Raw genomic sequence first — 17491 nt, 5'->3', positions numbered from 1 at the left:
AGTCAATCATAAAGAATAAGTTCCATGGATATAGGCATATTTCTTACCATACTTTTGACGATTATCTCTCTTGGTGGATGGCTCCTCCAAGAGGGCAGAATATCTCTTATCAGCTGGGACAGATTTATTCTTACGAATAGTCTTTTTACATGGGCTGCGAAGCTCGTTTTGAAGCACCTATGTTTGTTAAATACTGTTATCTCGATTGATACTCAAAAAGCTACTCAAACAACACTTATTCAACCTCAAAATCACAAATTCGAGGGTTAGGGTTACCTGACCTTCTTACCGACTTTGCCCGTTTTTATAGTACGAAACGGGCTTTTTTATGCACTATTTTAACAAATAAAGTCGCGCGAGAAGCAATCTATTCTCGCGCGACTTTNCGCGCGACTTTCGATCCGTTGTCGCGCGACCTTGACATGCGAAGTCGCGCGAGTTCAAGTGCAACCTCGCGCGAGGTTACTTTCAAAGTCGCGCGAGAATGGATTGCAAGTCGCGCGACCTTCCAAAAAAGGCAGCCTGAAAGATGTTTTTAAGTCGGCAAAAGATAGATTATGAAGAGCCTTATATATAATTTAACATATCGCCATGCTAATTAATTTTCCTCCATTGGGTTTTTGTAAGAAAAATGGCCTTTATGAACCTCAAAAACGCCCTTTTTAGATAGTAAAAACGGCTAAATTGTATTTACATTATTTATCTAAATAATCTTGATATTAGTATAAAGAAACATACTCACATTCCTCCTTTATACCTTGACTGAAGTCGTGTAGAACCAGTTGAGGATCGAATCTTTGGAAGGGAAATAGATATAGACATAAGACCAAACCTCTTGTGAAGCATGGATATAGTCAATTTTTCGCACGATTATTGTATATTTGTGCAGAAGAAAGGGTATATACATATGTCAAGCAATGCAGCATCAAGAACAAAAGATTTATTGATAGACGTAGCTCGTCAGTTATTTGCCAAGATCGGTATAACGAACACTACTGTTAATGATATAGCAGATAAGTCGCAGAAAGGGCGACGTACGATTTATACCTATTTCCGTAACAAAGGCGATATCATAACTGCCGTTATCGAGAAAGAACTTCAATGCATGCTTACAAATCTAAAGCAGGCTCAGACATCCAAGCTTCGACCTGAGAATAAACTGATGCATTTTATATACACTCATCTTGAAACCATGAAGGAGATTGTTCATCGCAATGGTTCTCTTAAGGCTGAGTTTTTTAAAGATATTAGTCGAGTTGAGAAGGCTCGACAAAGTCTTGACAAAGAAGAACACAAGATGCTCAAGATTATTCTTGATGAAGGTGTGCGTGCCGGTTACTTTCATGTTCCGAGCACACATATTGCAGCCACTATTTTGTTGGGTTCTCTCAAAGGTATGGAGGTTCCTTATCTTGTTGGCAAGATCAAAACATCAATAGGAGATGATTTTGACCAGTTTAGATATACAGTGGAGAGCATGTTATTCAACGGGCTTAGACCTAAACGAAGAGATCATTAAATTTAATTAGAGATATATAATGAAATTACTTGAAGGAAAAGTGGCACTGATCACGGGTGCCGGACGTGGCATTGGAAAAGCTATCGCACGTAAGTTTGCTACAGAAGGGGCTAATATTATTATTAGTGACCTCAATATTGATGATTCGGTTGAAGCATTTGTCAAGGAGCTTGAGGGCATGAATGTCAAGGCCAAAGCATATGCTTCTAATGCAGCAGATTTTGAAGCCGCACACAAACTTGTGGAAGAGGCTGTAAAAGATTTTGGTCGTATCGATATCCTTGTCAACAATGCAGGTATCACAAGAGATGGTCTGATGATGAGAATGTCAGAGCAGCAATGGGATGCTGTAATCAATGTCAATCTTAAATCTGCATTTAATTTGATCCATGCTTGTACACCTGTGATGCTTCGTCAAAAATTTGGAAGCATTATCAATATGGCTTCTGTAGTGGGTGTATCCGGCAATGCTGGTCAAACCAACTATTCTGCTTCAAAAGCAGGTATGATTGGTCTTGCCAAGAGTATTGCAAAAGAACTTGGTAGTCGTAATATTCGTGCCAATGCTATTGCTCCGGGCTTTATCATCACAGATATGACCAACCAGCTACCTGAAGATGTCAAGAAGCAATGGGCACAGCAGATTCCACTTAGAAGAGGTGGCACACCCGAAGATGTTGCAAATGTTGCGACCTTCCTTGCAAGTGATCTATCTTCTTATGTTACCGGACAAGTTATACATGTTTGTGGCGGTATGAACTGCTAATTCATAAGAAGCCGTTTTTTGGGGAGGCCGTCATTCGATCTTTGATGTAACAAAGTTTCGAATGACGGCCTTTTTTATCTCATCCTGTCGAGAACATTGGTATCCGAAGGATTATTCATCTCATTGATGTATCTTTGATAATCCCATAAACGAGACCTCTTGCTTAAGCTCTATTTGGGATCAATAAACAATAGAATATATGAAAGTCGTTTACGAAGATAATCACCTTCTAATAGTGTCTAAAGCTGTTGGAGAAATTGTACAAGGAGATAAGACCGGAGATGAACCGCTTGTAGATACTCTAAAACGTTATCTCAAAGTCAAATACAATAAGCCCGGTAATGTTTTCTTGGGACTTACTCACCGATTAGATCGTCCTGTGGCCGGCTTAGTCATCTTTGCCAAGACCTCCAAGGCTCTCTCTCGGGTCAATAAGATGATCAAAGATGGCAAGCTCGAAAAGACTTATCGTGCCATTGTAGAAAAACTACCACCTAAGCCATCAGATACACTCACTGATTTCTTACTTAAGAATGAGAAACAGAATAAAAGCTACGTTGTACAACCCGGCTCAAAAAAAGCCAAGGAGGCAAAACTAAGCTATCGATTGTTGGCAAAAGGACGCAACTACCACCTATTGGAAGTTGATCTTCATACCGGACGTCATCATCAGATCAGATGTCAACTTGCCAATATGGGCTGCATTATCAAAGGTGATCTAAAGTATGGAGCCAAAAGATCCAACAAAGATGGAGGTATCTCTCTTTTAGCCTACAAACTTCGGTTTGAGCATCCGGTCACCCATGAGATGCTCACAGTTTATGCTGACCTTGAAGGTGTAGATCCTCTTTTTGGTGAGTTGTCACAAGGTATTGATTGATATATCCATATTAGGAAGGAAGGGTTAAAGTGAATCATCGTTTTGCCACCATAGCTATCCCGTTGGCTGTAGATGGAGCTTTTCATTATGGCATTCCCCAAGATCTTAGCGAAAAGATCCAGGTAGGGATGCGTGCTGTTGTTTCTTTTGGAGCAAAACGCTTCTACACCGGTATTGTGACCGGAATAAGTCAAGATTGTCCGACCTCAATAAAAGATATCAAAGAGGTCTTACTACTACCTGACGAACGACCTATTGTCTCTCTAAGTGATATTGCATTTTGGAATTGGTTGGCCACCTATTATATGTGTACCCTTGGAGAGGTATTAAGAGCAGCACTTCCGGCGGCACTTCTACCGGAGAGTAGGACAGAGGTAATATATAATGAAGAGTTTGTAGAAGAAATTGCATTGAATGACCTTGAGCTGCAAATCATATCCATACTAACTTCAGAAAAAAAGGCCTCACTCTCTTTGGATGCAATTCAGAAGAAACTCAATCGTCCTGCAATAAGTGCTTTTACACACCTTATCTCCTATGGTGCCATCAAACTGAAAGAGGATATCTCATCAAGAATTAAGAAACTCCCTAAAGAGAGAGTTGTCCGCATAGCTGCGCCATTCAATGAAAGCGATTCTTCACTTAACTCCCTTTTGAATGATCTTAAAAGAGCTCCCAGACAGGTGGAGTTGATAGAAAAAATTATGGAGCATATCTTCCTTAAGGAGTTGGATCTTAACAGCTACTTAAGCGTTGATCTAATATGCAATCAAAACACATCTTTGCGTGGAGCAATGAATGCTTTACTAAAAAAAGGAGTGCTTGAAGACCTCTATCGAACTCCTCAACCTGAGATCGAGAAGACACATATCTACCAACCTCTTCAACCATATACAGACAACAAGGATATAGCTCCCATTACGGGTCTGTGCAGTGTTTTGTACAAACAGAATATCGAAGAAAAAGAGGAAATAATCATCGATCTTATTCATCGAGAGCTCAGCTGTGGCAAACAGGTCCTTTGTATTACACCTGAGGCCAATCGCCCATATAGTGACAATGACCTTATAGGTAAGCTAAAACAAAAGTTTCATTCATATCTTAGAGTTTATAATTCAAGACTTAGCGAAGGTAAGAAGCTTTCTCTGTGGCAAGAACTTATCCAAACAGAAGCTCCACTTATCCTTGTAGGTGCAAGATCTTCTCTTTTCTTACCTCTCAATAATCCGGGACTTATCATAGTGGACCAAGATCAAGACTATGGAATGAAGCAGCAAGATCCCGCACCAAGGTATCATACGAGAGATGCAGCCATATGCTTGGCCCAAATAAAAGGGGCACATGCATTGATTGCTTCTGAGACACCATCAGCAGAGACCCTTTATAACTTAAATACAGATAAATGGAAAAGCATTGTCCCTTATATTCCGGAAAGGGTTGAGATGCCTCCAATAGAGGTTATAGACTTAGACAAACTATACCGTCAAAAGAGACTTCAATCAGATAACCTCGTCTCTCCACAACTGGAGCAAGATATAAAGGATGCATTGGACCGTCATGAAAGAATCCTTCTAATTCAAAACAGAAGAGGATATTCTCCCTACATAAAATGTAAATCTTGCAATACACGCATTAGTTGTCCACACTGCTCGGTAAGTCTGACTTATCACAAAGGAACAAATCTGATGATGTGCCACTACTGTGGATATACTATGAGTGTACCCAAGATTTGCCCGCAATGCCACAACCCAGAACATACCTTGACACCCTTTGATTTCGGATCAGAAAGAGTGGAAGAGGAAATATCACAACTCTTTCCAAAGGCTAAGGTCGTCAGGATAGATGCCGATATTCTCCAAAGCAAGAAAAAAATGGAGGATATTATGTTTCAGATAGATATGGGTGAAGTGGACATTTTGGTCGGCACTCAAATAATTGCCGGTATGCCTATATGGGACAATATTAGCCTTATAGGTGTAATGAGGTTGGACAATATCTTGGCTTTTCCCGACTTTAGAGCACATGAAAGAGCATACCAACTGCTTTATCAACTTGCCCTAAGAACACATAGACAAGCAAAAACAGGAGGAGTCAAAGCCAAGATTGTCCTACAAACCAAAGACCCGCAGCATCCCTTTATCGATGAACTTAAAAGTGGAGACTACAATGAATTTATTATGGGGCAACTTGAAGAGCGCAATCTCTGTGAGTTTCCTCCATTTACACGGATGACCATCATTATAATCAAGTGTAAGGATAAAATGATAACTCATAGGACAGCGGGACTAATGACCAATATGTTGAGATCATATATGCCACAAGTTACGATCGATATGCGAATACCGAGCATAGAGAGGGTAGAGCTCATGTATATTCGAGAAATTGTAGTAAGAAGAAAAGCAAATCAATATAGTGAAGAGAGGACTGCTTTTGGAAGAGTGATACAAGAAATAAAACTTAGATATCCCGATTCAAAGAGGTGCAGAATCTATTTTGATGTAGATCCTCTTTAAGCCGTAGTTAATAATAAATGACCTTTTGATAAGTTATTTTATATGGATTTTCAATTAACATCATCATATCAGCCAACCGGAGATCAGCCGGAAGCAATCAAAGAATTAGCTGAAGGAGTCTCCAGAGGTGACAATGCTCAAGTATTGTTAGGAGTAACCGGATCCGGTAAGACCTTTACCATTGCCAATGTTATCAATAAGGTAAATAAGCCAACCCTTGTATTAAGTCATAATAAGACTCTCGCTGCACAACTTTATGCAGAGTTTAAAGCATTCTTCCCTGATAATGCAGTAGAGTATTTTGTATCATATTATGATTATTATCAACCGGAAGCATATCTGCCAACTACCGATACTTACATCGAAAAAGATATGATGATCAATGCAGAAATCGAGAAACTTAGACTTCGTACCACAGCGGCACTATTGTCCGGAAGGCGAGATGTTATTGTCGTCTCATCGGTCAGTTGTCTCTATGGTATGGCAGACCCTAAGGCTTTCGAAGAGAAGATGATCCATATCAATGTGGGCGATCGCTTAGAGAGAGCAGTCCTTATGAGGAAGTTGGTAGAGAGCTATTACATCAATAATAAGGTAGAGTTTAATAGTGGCAATTTCCGAGTAAGAGGAGATACTATCGACATATTCCCGGCTGTCGAAGGATATGATGGCGTTGCATACAGAGTATCTCTATGGGATGATGAAGTGGAGAGAATTGCCACATTCAACCCCGTGACCGGTCAGGAATATGGGCCCATAGACCAATTAAATATATATCCTGCCAATCTTTTCGTTACTACCAAAGAACAGGTCAATCGAGCTGTAAGCCAAATTGATGTCGATCTTGGCGAGCAGTGCCGATTCTTTGAAGAGGAGGGCAAGCCTTTTGAAGCCAAAAGATTGTACGAAAGGGTAACATATGATTTGGAGATGATAAGAGAATTGGGCTATTGCTCAGGAATTGAAAACTATTCGAGGTACTTTGATGGAAGAAGTGCGGGACAAAGACCATTCTGTCTTTTAGACTACTTTCCGGATGACTACCTTCTTGTAATTGACGAAAGCCACGTCACTATTCCCCAGATTCATGCCATGTATGGAGGAGATCGTGCCCGTAAAGAGAATTTAGTCTCTTATGGGTTTAGGCTTCCTGCAGCAATGGACAACAGACCTCTTAAGTATGAAGAATTTATTCAACTTACACCTCAAACAATATATGTGAGCGCCACACCGGCCGACTACGAGCTACAACGAGCTGAAGGTGTTGTTGTGGAGCAAGTAATTAGACCTACCGGCCTTCTTGACCCGATTATAGAAGTCAGACCTATTGACAACCAGATTGATGATTTGGAAGAGGAAATCAATCTGAGAATAGAGAAGAATCAACGTGTACTCATTACAACACTTACCAAAAGGATGGCAGAAGAGTTGTCAGACTATCTGATCGATCATAACTTCAAGGCTGCCTATATCCATTCGGATGTCGATACTTTGGAGCGTGTCAGAATTATGGATGATCTCAGAAGTGGGGTATATGATATTTTGATAGGTGTCAATCTTTTGAGAGAAGGATTGGATTTGCCGGAGGTCTCTCTTGTAGCCATTCTTGATGCTGACAAAGAGGGATTCTTAAGATCACACAGAGCTCTGACTCAAACAGCCGGACGTGCTGCCAGACACCTTGAAGGAAAAGTTATCTTTTATGCCGATAAGATAACGGATTCGATGCGCCTTACCATGGAGGAGACAGCCCGCAGAAGGAAAAAACAGGACGATTACAACAAAGCTAATGGCATTACACCCAAACAGATTGTCAAGAATGCAAAATCAATCCTCAGTGATTCCGAGCTTGAGATCACGGACAAGAAGGGTCGCAAGGCATATATCGAGGAGCAACACAAGGTTTCAACCAATCCAATTATACAAGAGCTTAGTGCTGACAAACTAAAAGATCTGATTGAAGCTACTCGCACAAAAATGCTCAAAGCAGCCAAAGACCTTGACTTTGCCGAAGCTGCCGATCTAAGAGATGAAATGCTTGCCTACGAAGATCAGCTCAAAAAGATATAATTAGAGTTCCTTGCTTTAGGCTATTCATTATGGTCAAAACAGCTTCCGGAGACTGTTGCATAAAGTGATCTTCACTTCTGGTATAAAAAAGCCATGGACAAAGTAAATCAATTACTTCATCCATGGCAGATAAATTATGAGATTTTCTTTTTTATATAGTTCTATTAATCTATCCTAAAGTCGTCAGTAGTGGTAATGAATAATGATTAGATATTGACATCAACATTGATGAAAAGTCCAAGATCATCATCCCCGTCTTTGATTGATGTGTATCTTAGATTTGAAGAGAGGCTGATTGCTTTTATAGGATTAAATTGTACACCGCCAAGAGCGTAGACTTTTTTGCTTTCATCAAGTGAAGTGTAATCAACTCTACCAAAGACACTCCATTTAGGATTAAACTTGTAGTTGGCATAGCCTGAAACAGCATTCATATCTGCCCCATCTACATAATGGTGATTGTTCTGACGATCATATTCCAAACCTACAGTCAACGAATTGGCTTTATAACCCGCAAAGACAGATGCTGTGAATTGACCTTTGAGCTTTACAGGATCTTTGCTGTCTTTAAACTCGGCCTCATTGCGATCTCTATAGTCTCCATATACCTTTAGTATCAGATTGGATGTCGGGGTAATATTGAAGCCTAAAGCGTACTTCATATATTTGGATGTAGTTACATTCTTGTATCCCAAACCATTAATAATGGCAACATTTCCCTTTAAGAAGTCATTAAACATATAGGATGCCTTGATACCCAAGTCTGCGGAAGATCCCATCTTCTCTTTATCCATGATTGATTTCTCAATGTATCTGTGTCCCCAATAGCTCTCTTGTGTATCAAATTGAAATGTACCAATCATACCGGCAGAAAGGGAGAACTGACCCGGGGTGTAAGAAAGAAAAGCGTTCTTGACAAATGCTTCATACTTGCCATTCTTGTGACCACCGGCAAAGTCCATAAGGAACTTGGCTGACAAATCATGATTAAACTTGTACTGATAGCCCAAATAAGCTCGGTTGATACCGGTCTTTAGTCCATCATAGTGCTTAAGGTCTACTCCCGTCTCACCAAATAGTCGTACAATAACTTTGCCATGCTGCTTGCTATCACAAGCCTTTGATCCACAATTTTGTGCCTGCATGGAACCCAATGCGGCAAGAACCATAAAGGTTGAAATCATTTTTTTCATAATTCTCGTTAATTGATTAAACGTTAAATTTTACACCGCCAAAAGTATTCGACCGCAATTACAATGAGGCTAACGAATTGTTAACATACAGTTAAGAAGCTTTTTGTTTGCAATCAAAGTGGCATACCATATATAAAGAGAGGCTAACTATGGTCATAGTGTATACCATATTATGAGAAGTAGATCAATTTACCATTTAGAGCCGAACAAAATGAAACTCTTAAGTCATTTAATAGAGACAAATCCCTTTACAATAGCTTCTATGCAACACGCTAAAAAGCAATTGCAATAACTCACTTTCAATAGAGAATAGATGCTGTCAAAGTCTTTATTATTCACCTTAACAAAAATGTAACATACTCTAAACATCAAGGTAATAACCTATCCCTAATATTGCACTGCAATTTTAATTAAGTGATAAGTAACAATATGAAAAAAACAATTATTTCCGTGATGGCGTTGGCAGGGCTAATGCTGTTACCGTCTTGCAAGGGAAGCAAGGACAACAATCTTAGTGGTGCAGGTGCAACATTCCCCGAACCATATTACAAGATGATCTTCAAGAAGTTTACAGAACAAACTAAGGCTGATGTTTCATATGGAGCTATCGGTAGTGGTGGTGGTTACAGAAGTCTTAAGGATCGTACTGTCGATTTTGGTGCTTCTGATGTATTCTTGTCAGAGGAAGAGATGAACGTACTTCCGGCTCCGGCCATCCATATTCCGACAACCATGGGTGCCGTAGTGCTTTCATTCAATATTGATGGTGTAGACAGTCTGAAGCTCGATTCAGACTTGATTTCCGGGATCTTCTTAGGAACTATCAAAACTTGGGACGACCCCGCTATTGCCAAAGAAAATGCAGATGTCAAACTCCCAAGTACACCCATCACAGTAGTATACAGATCAGACGGTAGCGGTAGTACTGCTGTTTTCTCTCAATATATGTCAAAGGTAAATGCAGAATGGAAAGATAAGATTGGTGAAGGTAAATCGCTCAACTTCCCTGTTGGTGTTTCTGCAAAAGGAAATGCCGGCGTAGCAGGTTTGATAGCTGAGACTAAAGGAGCAATTGGTTATATCGGTTCTGAATATGCAATGGCTATGAATCTTAAGATGGCACAGTTGAAAAACAAGTCAGGCCGATTTATAAGTGTAAACACCAAGAGTATCTCTGCAGCAGCAAATGTCAATATGCCTGAAGATACCCGCACATTCATTACTGACTCTGATAATCCGGATGCTTACCCAATCAGCACACTTACATGGATCTTGGTTTATAAAGAGCAGAAATATGATGGAAGATCTATCGATAAGGCTAAATCTCTAAAGGCGTTGTTGCAATTTATCCTTAGTGATGAATCTCAAGCTCTTGCACCACAAATCAATTATGCTCCACTATCAGGTGTAGCATTGGAAAAAGCAAGAAAGGCTGTAGAAAACATGACCTATGATGGCAAAAAACTTTAACTTAAAAATAATGAAAGACAGACTGTTTCAAGGACTCCTTTACTCTGCTGCTATACTGGTAATACTTCTGACAGCATCTATCGTATATGCACTTATCGGTGGCAGTATGGGAGCCTTTGGCCAGTTTGGCTTTTGGCATTTTATATCATCAACCCACTGGGATCCTCTGTCAAATAATTTTGGGGCTCTCCCTTTTATTGTGGGTAGCTTGATGACCTCTGTGTTGGCTCTTCTATTCTGTATTCCATTCTCACTCTCTGTTGCTCTTTTTAATGGGGAATACTTCAAACGCACAAAAATCAGTTATACGGTTTCGGTCATTGTAGATCTTTTGGCCGGTATCCCTTCGATTGTGTTTGGTTTGTGGGGTTTTTATGTCTTAAGACCCCTATTAATATCAAGCGGAGTAAGTGATCAAGGCTTAGGTATACTGTTGTCATCTATCGTATTGGCAATTATGATCATACCATATGCATCTTCACTAAGCGGTGAATTTATTGGAATGGTCCCAAAAGAACTCAAGGAGGGAGCTTATGCACTTGGCGCAACACAGATGGAAGTGATTAAGTATGTAACTCTTCCAAAAGCCTCTTCAGGCATATTTGCAGCCTATGTATTGGCATTTGGCCGAGCTTTGGGAGAGACAATGGCAGTTACGATGCTGATTGGAAATACATCTAATATTCCGACTTCATTGACTGATACCGGAAATACGATGGCAAGTATCATTGCCAATCAGTTTGGAGAAGCAGGTGGTATCAAACTGAGTGCCCTCTTTGCTATTGGGCTTCTACTCTTTTTGATTACAGCCCTCATTAACCTTGCTGCCAAAAGTTTTATCAAGATTCTTAATAGATAAAAGACTGTTATGAGTAAATACAGAATAATAAAAAGCAAGGCCGCTTTCGGTCTTGTATGTGTATGTACCACTATAGCCATGATACCGCTTCTGATGATCATTATCGAACTTGTCAGAAAAGGTTACAAACAATTTAACTTTAGTCTTTTTACTGAAAATGCGCCAAGCACAACAGAGGCGTTGTTTGCCAAAATCAACCATGAACTAATACCCGGAGGTATCCTCAACGGTATTACAGGTACACTGCTAATCGTATTCATTGCAATTATTTTGGCTGTGCCATTGGGCATCACTGCTGGGACCTTTTTGGCAGAAAAAAGGCACTCCAAATTGGCAAAGATTGTCTCTATGCTTTGTGACCTATTGCAAGGGATACCCTCCATCGTAATAGGTATAGTTGCTTATATCTGGATTGTAAAACCCATGCACGCTTATTCTGCTTTTGCCGGAGGGGCTTCATTGGCGATTATGATGATCCCTTTGATTGTAAGATCAACCGAAGAAAGTCTCAAAATGTTGCCGGATTCACTAAAGGAGGCCGCTGTGGCATTAGGATCAGGATATTTTTCCACCGTGATTAGGGTCCTACTACCGACAGCTTTTGGAGGAATCTTTACGGGAACCCTTTTGGCTATATCCAGGGTTATGGGTGAAACAGCTCCACTGCTTGTAACTGCTTTAGGTGCCTCAAGCGTCAACTGGAATATTATGCGTCCGACCAGCGCTATATCTCTCTTGATTTGGGAGTTTTACAACGATCCAAATCTCCTCAATCTTATATGGTCTTCTTCTCTCTTACTTCTTTTTATCGTACTGGCGACCAACATCACAGCAAAAGTGGTAGCATCAAAATGGAATATTCAAAATTAAGTCTATGGATAATGTATTAGAAATTAGAGATTTGTCTGTCTCTTACACCAAGCTAAACAAAGCAGTCAAGGATGTCAATGTAGACCTCCAAAAGAATACTGTTACAGCAATCATGGGGCCTTCAGGTTGTGGCAAAAGTACGCTACTTAGAGCTATCAATCGTATGCATGAGCTCTACCCGGAGATCCTAACTGAAGGTGAGGTTCGTCTCAATGGACAAAATATCTTTGAAATGAATGCCATGAATGTAAGACGTAAGATCGGAATGGTCTTCCAAAGACCTAACCCCTTCCTAAACATGAGCATCTTCGATAATGTACTGGCGGGATACAAATTAAACAATATACATCTCTCTAAATCTGAAAAAGAGGAGATCGTCGAAAAATCTCTTCAAAGAGTCGCTCTGTGGGATGAAGTAAAAGATCGAATGAGAAGAAGAGGTACATTCCTCTCCGGAGGCCAACAACAAAGACTTTGTATTGCTCGTACCGTTGCTCTAAAACCGGAAGTCATATTGATGGATGAGCCCACCTCTGCACTGGACCCGGTTTCTACCAATAAGATTGAAGATTTGATTTTTGAACTTAGAGAGCAGTTCTCCATTGTAATAGTGACACACAATATGTCACAAGCAGCAAGGGTAAGTGACTACTCTATGTTTATGTATTTGGGTGAATTGGTAGAGTTTGGAGATACCAAACAGATGTTTACAACTCCCAAAGATCCACGAACAGAACAATATCTAACAGGAAAATTCAGTTAATTATGCAAAATATAAAAGTTAAACAGATGGAGATTTTGCTCAATGAGTTTCATCTATTGAGCAAAACAGTTTTGACACAGCTTAAGATTGTAGAGAAGCTTTTACAAAACAATGCCATTGCCTCGCTTTATGAGGAGATGGAAGCCAACGAAATAATTATAGACCGTCTTGAAGTTAAGATTAGAGAAGAGGTTGTCTTTGCTATCTTCAAATTTAATCCGGTAGCACAAGATCTGCGCACTATCATTGCTTATCAAGATATGACTACCAATTTGGAACGTATCGGTGACCTCGTTTTAAATATTGGACATCGCCTTAAGAATGAGTATCTCAATGAGGAAGATACAAGTCTTATGAAGAATGAGCTTATAAAGATGGTATCTTTGGTCCACAAGATGACAAGTGACGCTCTCATAGCTTTCGCCAGTCAAGATGCTACCTTGGCATATGATGTTATCGAAAAAGATGATATTGCTGACGAAATGTTTAGGAAAAATGAGATAATTTTAGTTGAGAAATATGCCAATCTTCCAATGAAAAAGGAGATTATCTCTATGATTATCGACTTAAGTACAATCTCTTACAATCTTGAAAGAATTGGAGATAATGCCACCAATATTGCAGAGGCAGCTGTATTCATAGCAGAAGGAAAAGATATTAGACATGAACAATCAAAAGGTTAAAATTCTTATCGTGGACGATGAGCCCGATATTAGGGAAATATTACGTTTCAACTTGGAGAATGAAGGATATGAGATAGATGAAGCTTCTTCTGCTGAAGAGGCAGATAAAATATTGACATTTGAGCATAGATTGATTTTGCTTGATGTTATGATGGGCGGTATGTCCGGATATCAATATGCCTCATTGCTCAGGAAAAAGAGTAATGAGATTCCCATAATCTTTCTTACAGCCAAAAATACTGAAAATGATATGCTTACGGGGTTTTCGACAGGTGCAGACGATTATGTTCCCAAACCTTTTTCCATCAAAGAGGTAATGGCCAGAGTAAAGAGCATCCTTCGTAGAGTTTCACTAAATAACTCAATAGAAGAATCCATTCTGAAAGAGGGAGACTTAACATTGGATTTAACCAGCAAGGAGGTAAAGATATTGGATCAACAGGTTGATTTGACAAGAACCGAATACAATATTTTGTACCTCTTGTTTTCTAATCGGGGCAAAGTGTTTAGTCGCGCAGAGATCTTAGACTCGGCATGGCCGGAAGATGGTATTGTACTTGAGAGAACTGTCGATGTCCACATTGCCAGACTTCGCAAAAAATTGGGATCCTATGGAGAATTGATTACTAATCGTACTGGATACGGCTACACATTTAAGGTAAAATAAGATGAAAATCAAATATAAATATCGGCTCGTAAGTTGCTTCTTTTTATTGTTTGTAGCATTCGGAGCCGTTGTCATTATTGCACAAAGAAGAGAGGACCAAAAAGAACGTATTACATCGCTTGAGAGCAAACTTGACGGATATGCATACATTCTAAACAACATCATAGTCTCAAATCACTTTCAGCTAAACGATATGGCTGATCTAAATCGATTTGGCCAAATATTTCCCGACAGCATACGCATCACTATTATAGACAATGACGGAGTTGTACGCTATGACAATATCGTTGATGATGTCAAGACCCTATCAAACCATATCGACCGACCGGAGGTAAGAAGTGCCATTTATAAAGACACAGGTTTTGATATTCGAAAGTCTTCAAGCATCCATGTTCCATATCTTTATTTTGTAAGACATTTCAAAAACTACTATATCAGAGTAGCTCTGCCGTTTAATGTGCAGACAAAAAACATTCTTTCTACCGACAATAGTTTTGTCATATTGGTGATTATACTAATGTTAGCCATGTTGATCGTACTATATCTGATCTCAACAAGACTTTCACAATCAATCAGAAAACTAAAATACTTGGCCGATGATATTCGCCACGACAGACAAATCAAGAAAGACATCAAATTCCCTAATGATGAATTAGGAGATATTGCCGCAGACCTTCTGTCTATTCTTGATGAAAAACAGCAAAACAACCAAAAACTGATGAGTGAGAGAGAGAAATTGATTACTCACTTTAAACATTCCAACAATGGACTTGCTATTTTTGACGAAGACAGAAACTTAGTTTATGCCAATGCCCATTTTTATCAACTTGTCAATTTTATTACCAATGACATCTCTTTTGATCTTACGGATCTTCTAAAAGAGGACTCAATGAAAGAAATATCTGCCTTCTTAGATAAGAAAGAGGAAGGGATGTGTGAAACTCATTTGGATATTAATGGCAAATTCCTTGAAGTTAAGGTTAACCTCTTTGCTGACAACAACTTTGAAATAGTTATTCATGACGAAACAGAGCCGGAAAAGAATCATATTCTTAAACAAGAGATTACAAGCAATATAGCCCACGAACTCAAAACACCCGTTACCTCCATAAGAGGTTATCTCGAGATTCTCAATGATAACGGAGACAAACTTGATCCTGATCGCAGGCATAGTTTTACAGAAAAAGCATATCTGCAGTCTATTAGATTATCCCAGCTTATCAATGATGTAAGCCTTTTGAGCAAGATAGATTCAGGACAAGAGCAATTTGTATTTCAAGATATAGACTTAATGAGTATGTTGGATTCTTGTAGAATTGAGTTAACAGATCGACTTGAAGAAAAGAAGATCGAAGTGCAGCTTGATTTCGACAAACAATACACGCTGCGTGGAAATTATGTCCTTCTACATTCAGTTTTCTTCAACCTAATGGAGAATACAATAAAATATGCAGGGGATGATGTCCTAATCCATATCGAGGTCAGCAAACAAGATGACAAAAATATATACATAACCTATTATGATACAGGGGTTGGTGTAGACGAAAAACATTTGGCCAGATTATTCGAACGCTTTTATAGAGTAAGTGAAGGTCGAACAAGGGAGGATGGAGGATCGGGACTTGGGTTATCCATCGTAATGAATGCTATCAAAGTTCATAATGGAGACATTCAAGTTAAAAATCATGCCGGTGGAGGTCTCGAATATTTGATGCGTTTTCCTAAATAATTTCTATTTTAGGGGTTCCATTCATAGTGAATGGTTTTTTTTACTAATAGATTTTACATTAATGAACTTAAGATTGAAATGTTTGATTGGGGCAATGATCATTGCTTCAATCAGTGTTAGTGGATGTAAAGACAAAACGTCAGAGCCACAAAAAGAACCCTCACCGTCTGAAGAAGCACCTTTACCCGATAAGGATTCATCAGATCAATCTAATGATTTCAACATCAAAGACCCCCGTTTATTTGAAGTTAAAAGTGGTATCCCTCTTCCACAAGAGGATCAAAAGGCTTTTGATATCCTAATCAAAAAGATTGATCCAAAGAGAGCTCTTGAGATGGCTACCACAACGATTACAGACGAGCAATATGCAAAGGTCAAAAAGTTTGTCAATTCGGACATTATCAATTCATCTATGTCTGAAGAGAAGAAATTCGAAACAATCTTTTATTGGGTTGTTAAAAACATTAGCTACCGACCATCTCCCAATGATGCTAACTCAGTTTTTGAAAATAGGTGTGGTGTCTGTGGAGGATACGCCAATTTGCTCAAAGTAATGCTTTTAAGCCAAAATATTCCTTGTATTGTAGTGGATGGATATTATGTGTCTATTGGTAGTCAAAAAGACGCACATGCTTGGAATTATGCCTATGTCAATGGACGATGGATTGTGGCGGACCCAACCAATAACAGGAAATTCGAAATTGATGATGAACCATCATTTATTCATCTTCAACCTAAGAAGACAGACATTGCCTTTTTTGAAGATGACAAATGTAAGTATGGATATAATTTTGGATTTTGTGTCACTGCGATTAAGTCTGACCATAGGGTAGTATCATTGCCATACTCTTATGATGGATATATTCTTACGTCATTCATTACTTCTGATTCTATACCCTCTAATCTAAAGACATTGTATATTAGTGACAACATCACAACAATTGGTGAAAATGCTTATTCTTTAAATCAATTGGACACATCACTGGAAAATATCTTTATTAGTGATAACAATGAATCTTTGAATGATTACAAAGGAGTAGTGTATAAAAAGGAAAGTGAGATTCCTCTCTATGTTCCGAAATCTAAGACTGTTATCTATCTGAAACCTATGGAAAGAGTAGGGAAGAATGCTCTGCTGGCATTAAATAATCTAACGGAGCTTCATTTCGATAAGGCAACAAAGGTAATAGAAGACTATGCTATCGAAGATTGCCGAAATCTAAAAATAGCATATATTCCAAGCGGTACACAAGTCTCAGATAAAGCTTTTGTAAATGTACATCAAGACTTCAGAATTGTAAGGGAATAACTCTACAATAATAGATCCCAATAAATTAGCTAATGAGGTATGTCTTTGCATCTAAGACATACCTTATTTTATATTTACCTCATAAATAAAAGACAGAACACACCTATAAATCGGATCTTATTATACAAATAATGTAAATTTATTTAATGGTTTCCGTACCTAAAAAACAGCCTGTTCATGCCTTGAAAAAGGCTGTTTCT

Annotated in this window: 15 protein-coding genes; 14 read left to right on the top strand and 1 reads right to left on the bottom strand. The window is 39.0% G+C overall.

The window, feature by feature from the left end; translation table 11 throughout:
- The first annotated feature begins 24 nt into the window (after positions 1-24).
- The 6 genes from ACFO3G_RS02880 (at position 25) to uvrB (ending at position 7748) form a co-directional block, all read left to right on the top strand.
- Positions 25-270 (top strand): hypothetical protein, encoded by a 246-nt coding sequence (locus ACFO3G_RS02880; RefSeq protein ID WP_380077823.1) that lies wholly within the window; start codon positions 25-27, stop codon positions 268-270.
- Positions 271-907: 637 nt separating this feature from the next.
- Complete coding sequence (locus tag ACFO3G_RS02875) at positions 908-1519, top strand: TetR/AcrR family transcriptional regulator (protein WP_380077821.1); 612 nt, start codon at positions 908-910, stop codon at positions 1517-1519.
- A 19-nt stretch (positions 1520-1538) separates the two neighbouring features.
- Entirely contained in the window at positions 1539-2285 is a 747-nt protein-coding gene (gene fabG / locus ACFO3G_RS02870) for a 3-oxoacyl-[acyl-carrier-protein] reductase (RefSeq protein WP_380077819.1), read from the top strand.
- Between the two features lie 199 nt (positions 2286-2484).
- Positions 2485-3165 carry an RluA family pseudouridine synthase gene (locus tag ACFO3G_RS02865; protein WP_380077817.1) on the top strand — a complete coding sequence of 227 codons (681 nt, stop codon included), beginning with the start codon at positions 2485-2487 and terminating at the stop codon, positions 3163-3165.
- A 29-nt stretch (positions 3166-3194) separates the two neighbouring features.
- Positions 3195-5678 carry a replication restart helicase PriA gene (priA, locus tag ACFO3G_RS02860; RefSeq protein ID WP_380077815.1) on the top strand — a complete coding sequence of 828 codons (2484 nt, stop codon included), beginning with the start codon at positions 3195-3197 and terminating at the stop codon, positions 5676-5678.
- A gap of 42 nt (positions 5679-5720) precedes the next feature.
- A complete protein-coding gene (gene uvrB / locus ACFO3G_RS02855) occupies positions 5721-7748 on the top strand; it encodes an excinuclease ABC subunit UvrB (RefSeq protein WP_380077813.1) in 2028 nt (675 codons plus the stop codon).
- A gap of 206 nt (positions 7749-7954) precedes the next feature.
- On the opposite strand, the gene ACFO3G_RS02850 is transcribed toward uvrB, so the two are convergent.
- Positions 7955-8941, bottom strand: coding sequence for an outer membrane beta-barrel protein (locus tag ACFO3G_RS02850; RefSeq protein WP_380077811.1), 987 nt, complete (start codon positions 8939-8941; stop codon positions 7955-7957).
- A gap of 429 nt (positions 8942-9370) precedes the next feature.
- On the opposite strand from ACFO3G_RS02850, the gene pstS reads away from it, so the two are divergent.
- The 8 genes from pstS (at position 9371) to ACFO3G_RS02810 (ending at position 17291) form a co-directional block, all read left to right on the top strand.
- Entirely contained in the window at positions 9371-10411 is a 1041-nt protein-coding gene (gene pstS / locus ACFO3G_RS02845) for a phosphate ABC transporter substrate-binding protein PstS (RefSeq protein ID WP_380077809.1), read from the top strand.
- A 10-nt stretch (positions 10412-10421) separates the two neighbouring features.
- Positions 10422-11270, top strand: coding sequence for a phosphate ABC transporter permease subunit PstC (pstC, locus tag ACFO3G_RS02840; RefSeq protein ID WP_380077849.1), 849 nt, complete (start codon positions 10422-10424; stop codon positions 11268-11270).
- 9 nt (positions 11271-11279) lie between these two features.
- The gene (gene pstA, locus ACFO3G_RS02835) at positions 11280-12140 is read left to right on the top strand and encodes a phosphate ABC transporter permease PstA (RefSeq protein ID WP_380077807.1); all 861 of its coding nucleotides are present in this window, start codon (positions 11280-11282) and stop codon (positions 12138-12140) included.
- Between the two features lie 4 nt (positions 12141-12144).
- Positions 12145-12903 carry a phosphate ABC transporter ATP-binding protein PstB gene (gene pstB, locus ACFO3G_RS02830; RefSeq protein WP_380077805.1) on the top strand — a complete coding sequence of 253 codons (759 nt, stop codon included), beginning with the start codon at positions 12145-12147 and terminating at the stop codon, positions 12901-12903.
- A 2-nt stretch (positions 12904-12905) separates the two neighbouring features.
- Positions 12906-13586 carry a phosphate signaling complex protein PhoU gene (gene phoU, locus ACFO3G_RS02825; protein WP_380077803.1) on the top strand — a complete coding sequence of 227 codons (681 nt, stop codon included), beginning with the start codon at positions 12906-12908 and terminating at the stop codon, positions 13584-13586.
- Positions 13567-14253 carry a response regulator transcription factor gene (locus ACFO3G_RS02820; protein ID WP_380077801.1) on the top strand — a complete coding sequence of 229 codons (687 nt, stop codon included), beginning with the start codon at positions 13567-13569 and terminating at the stop codon, positions 14251-14253. The genes phoU and ACFO3G_RS02820 overlap by 20 nt, the downstream gene beginning before the upstream one ends.
- A gap of 1 nt (position 14254) precedes the next feature.
- The gene (locus ACFO3G_RS02815) at positions 14255-15982 is read left to right on the top strand and encodes a sensor histidine kinase (RefSeq protein WP_380077799.1); all 1728 of its coding nucleotides are present in this window, start codon (positions 14255-14257) and stop codon (positions 15980-15982) included.
- A gap of 61 nt (positions 15983-16043) precedes the next feature.
- Positions 16044-17291, top strand: coding sequence for a transglutaminase domain-containing protein (locus ACFO3G_RS02810; protein WP_380077797.1), 1248 nt, complete (start codon positions 16044-16046; stop codon positions 17289-17291).
- Positions 17292-17491: the final 200 nt, after the last annotated feature.

Origin of the sequence: Falsiporphyromonas endometrii (genome assembly GCF_042654485.1) — a bacterium.
Classification (GTDB): domain Bacteria; phylum Bacteroidota; class Bacteroidia; order Bacteroidales; family Porphyromonadaceae; genus Porphyromonas; species Porphyromonas endometrii.
This window is presented reverse-complemented; position numbering and strand designations above follow the sequence as displayed.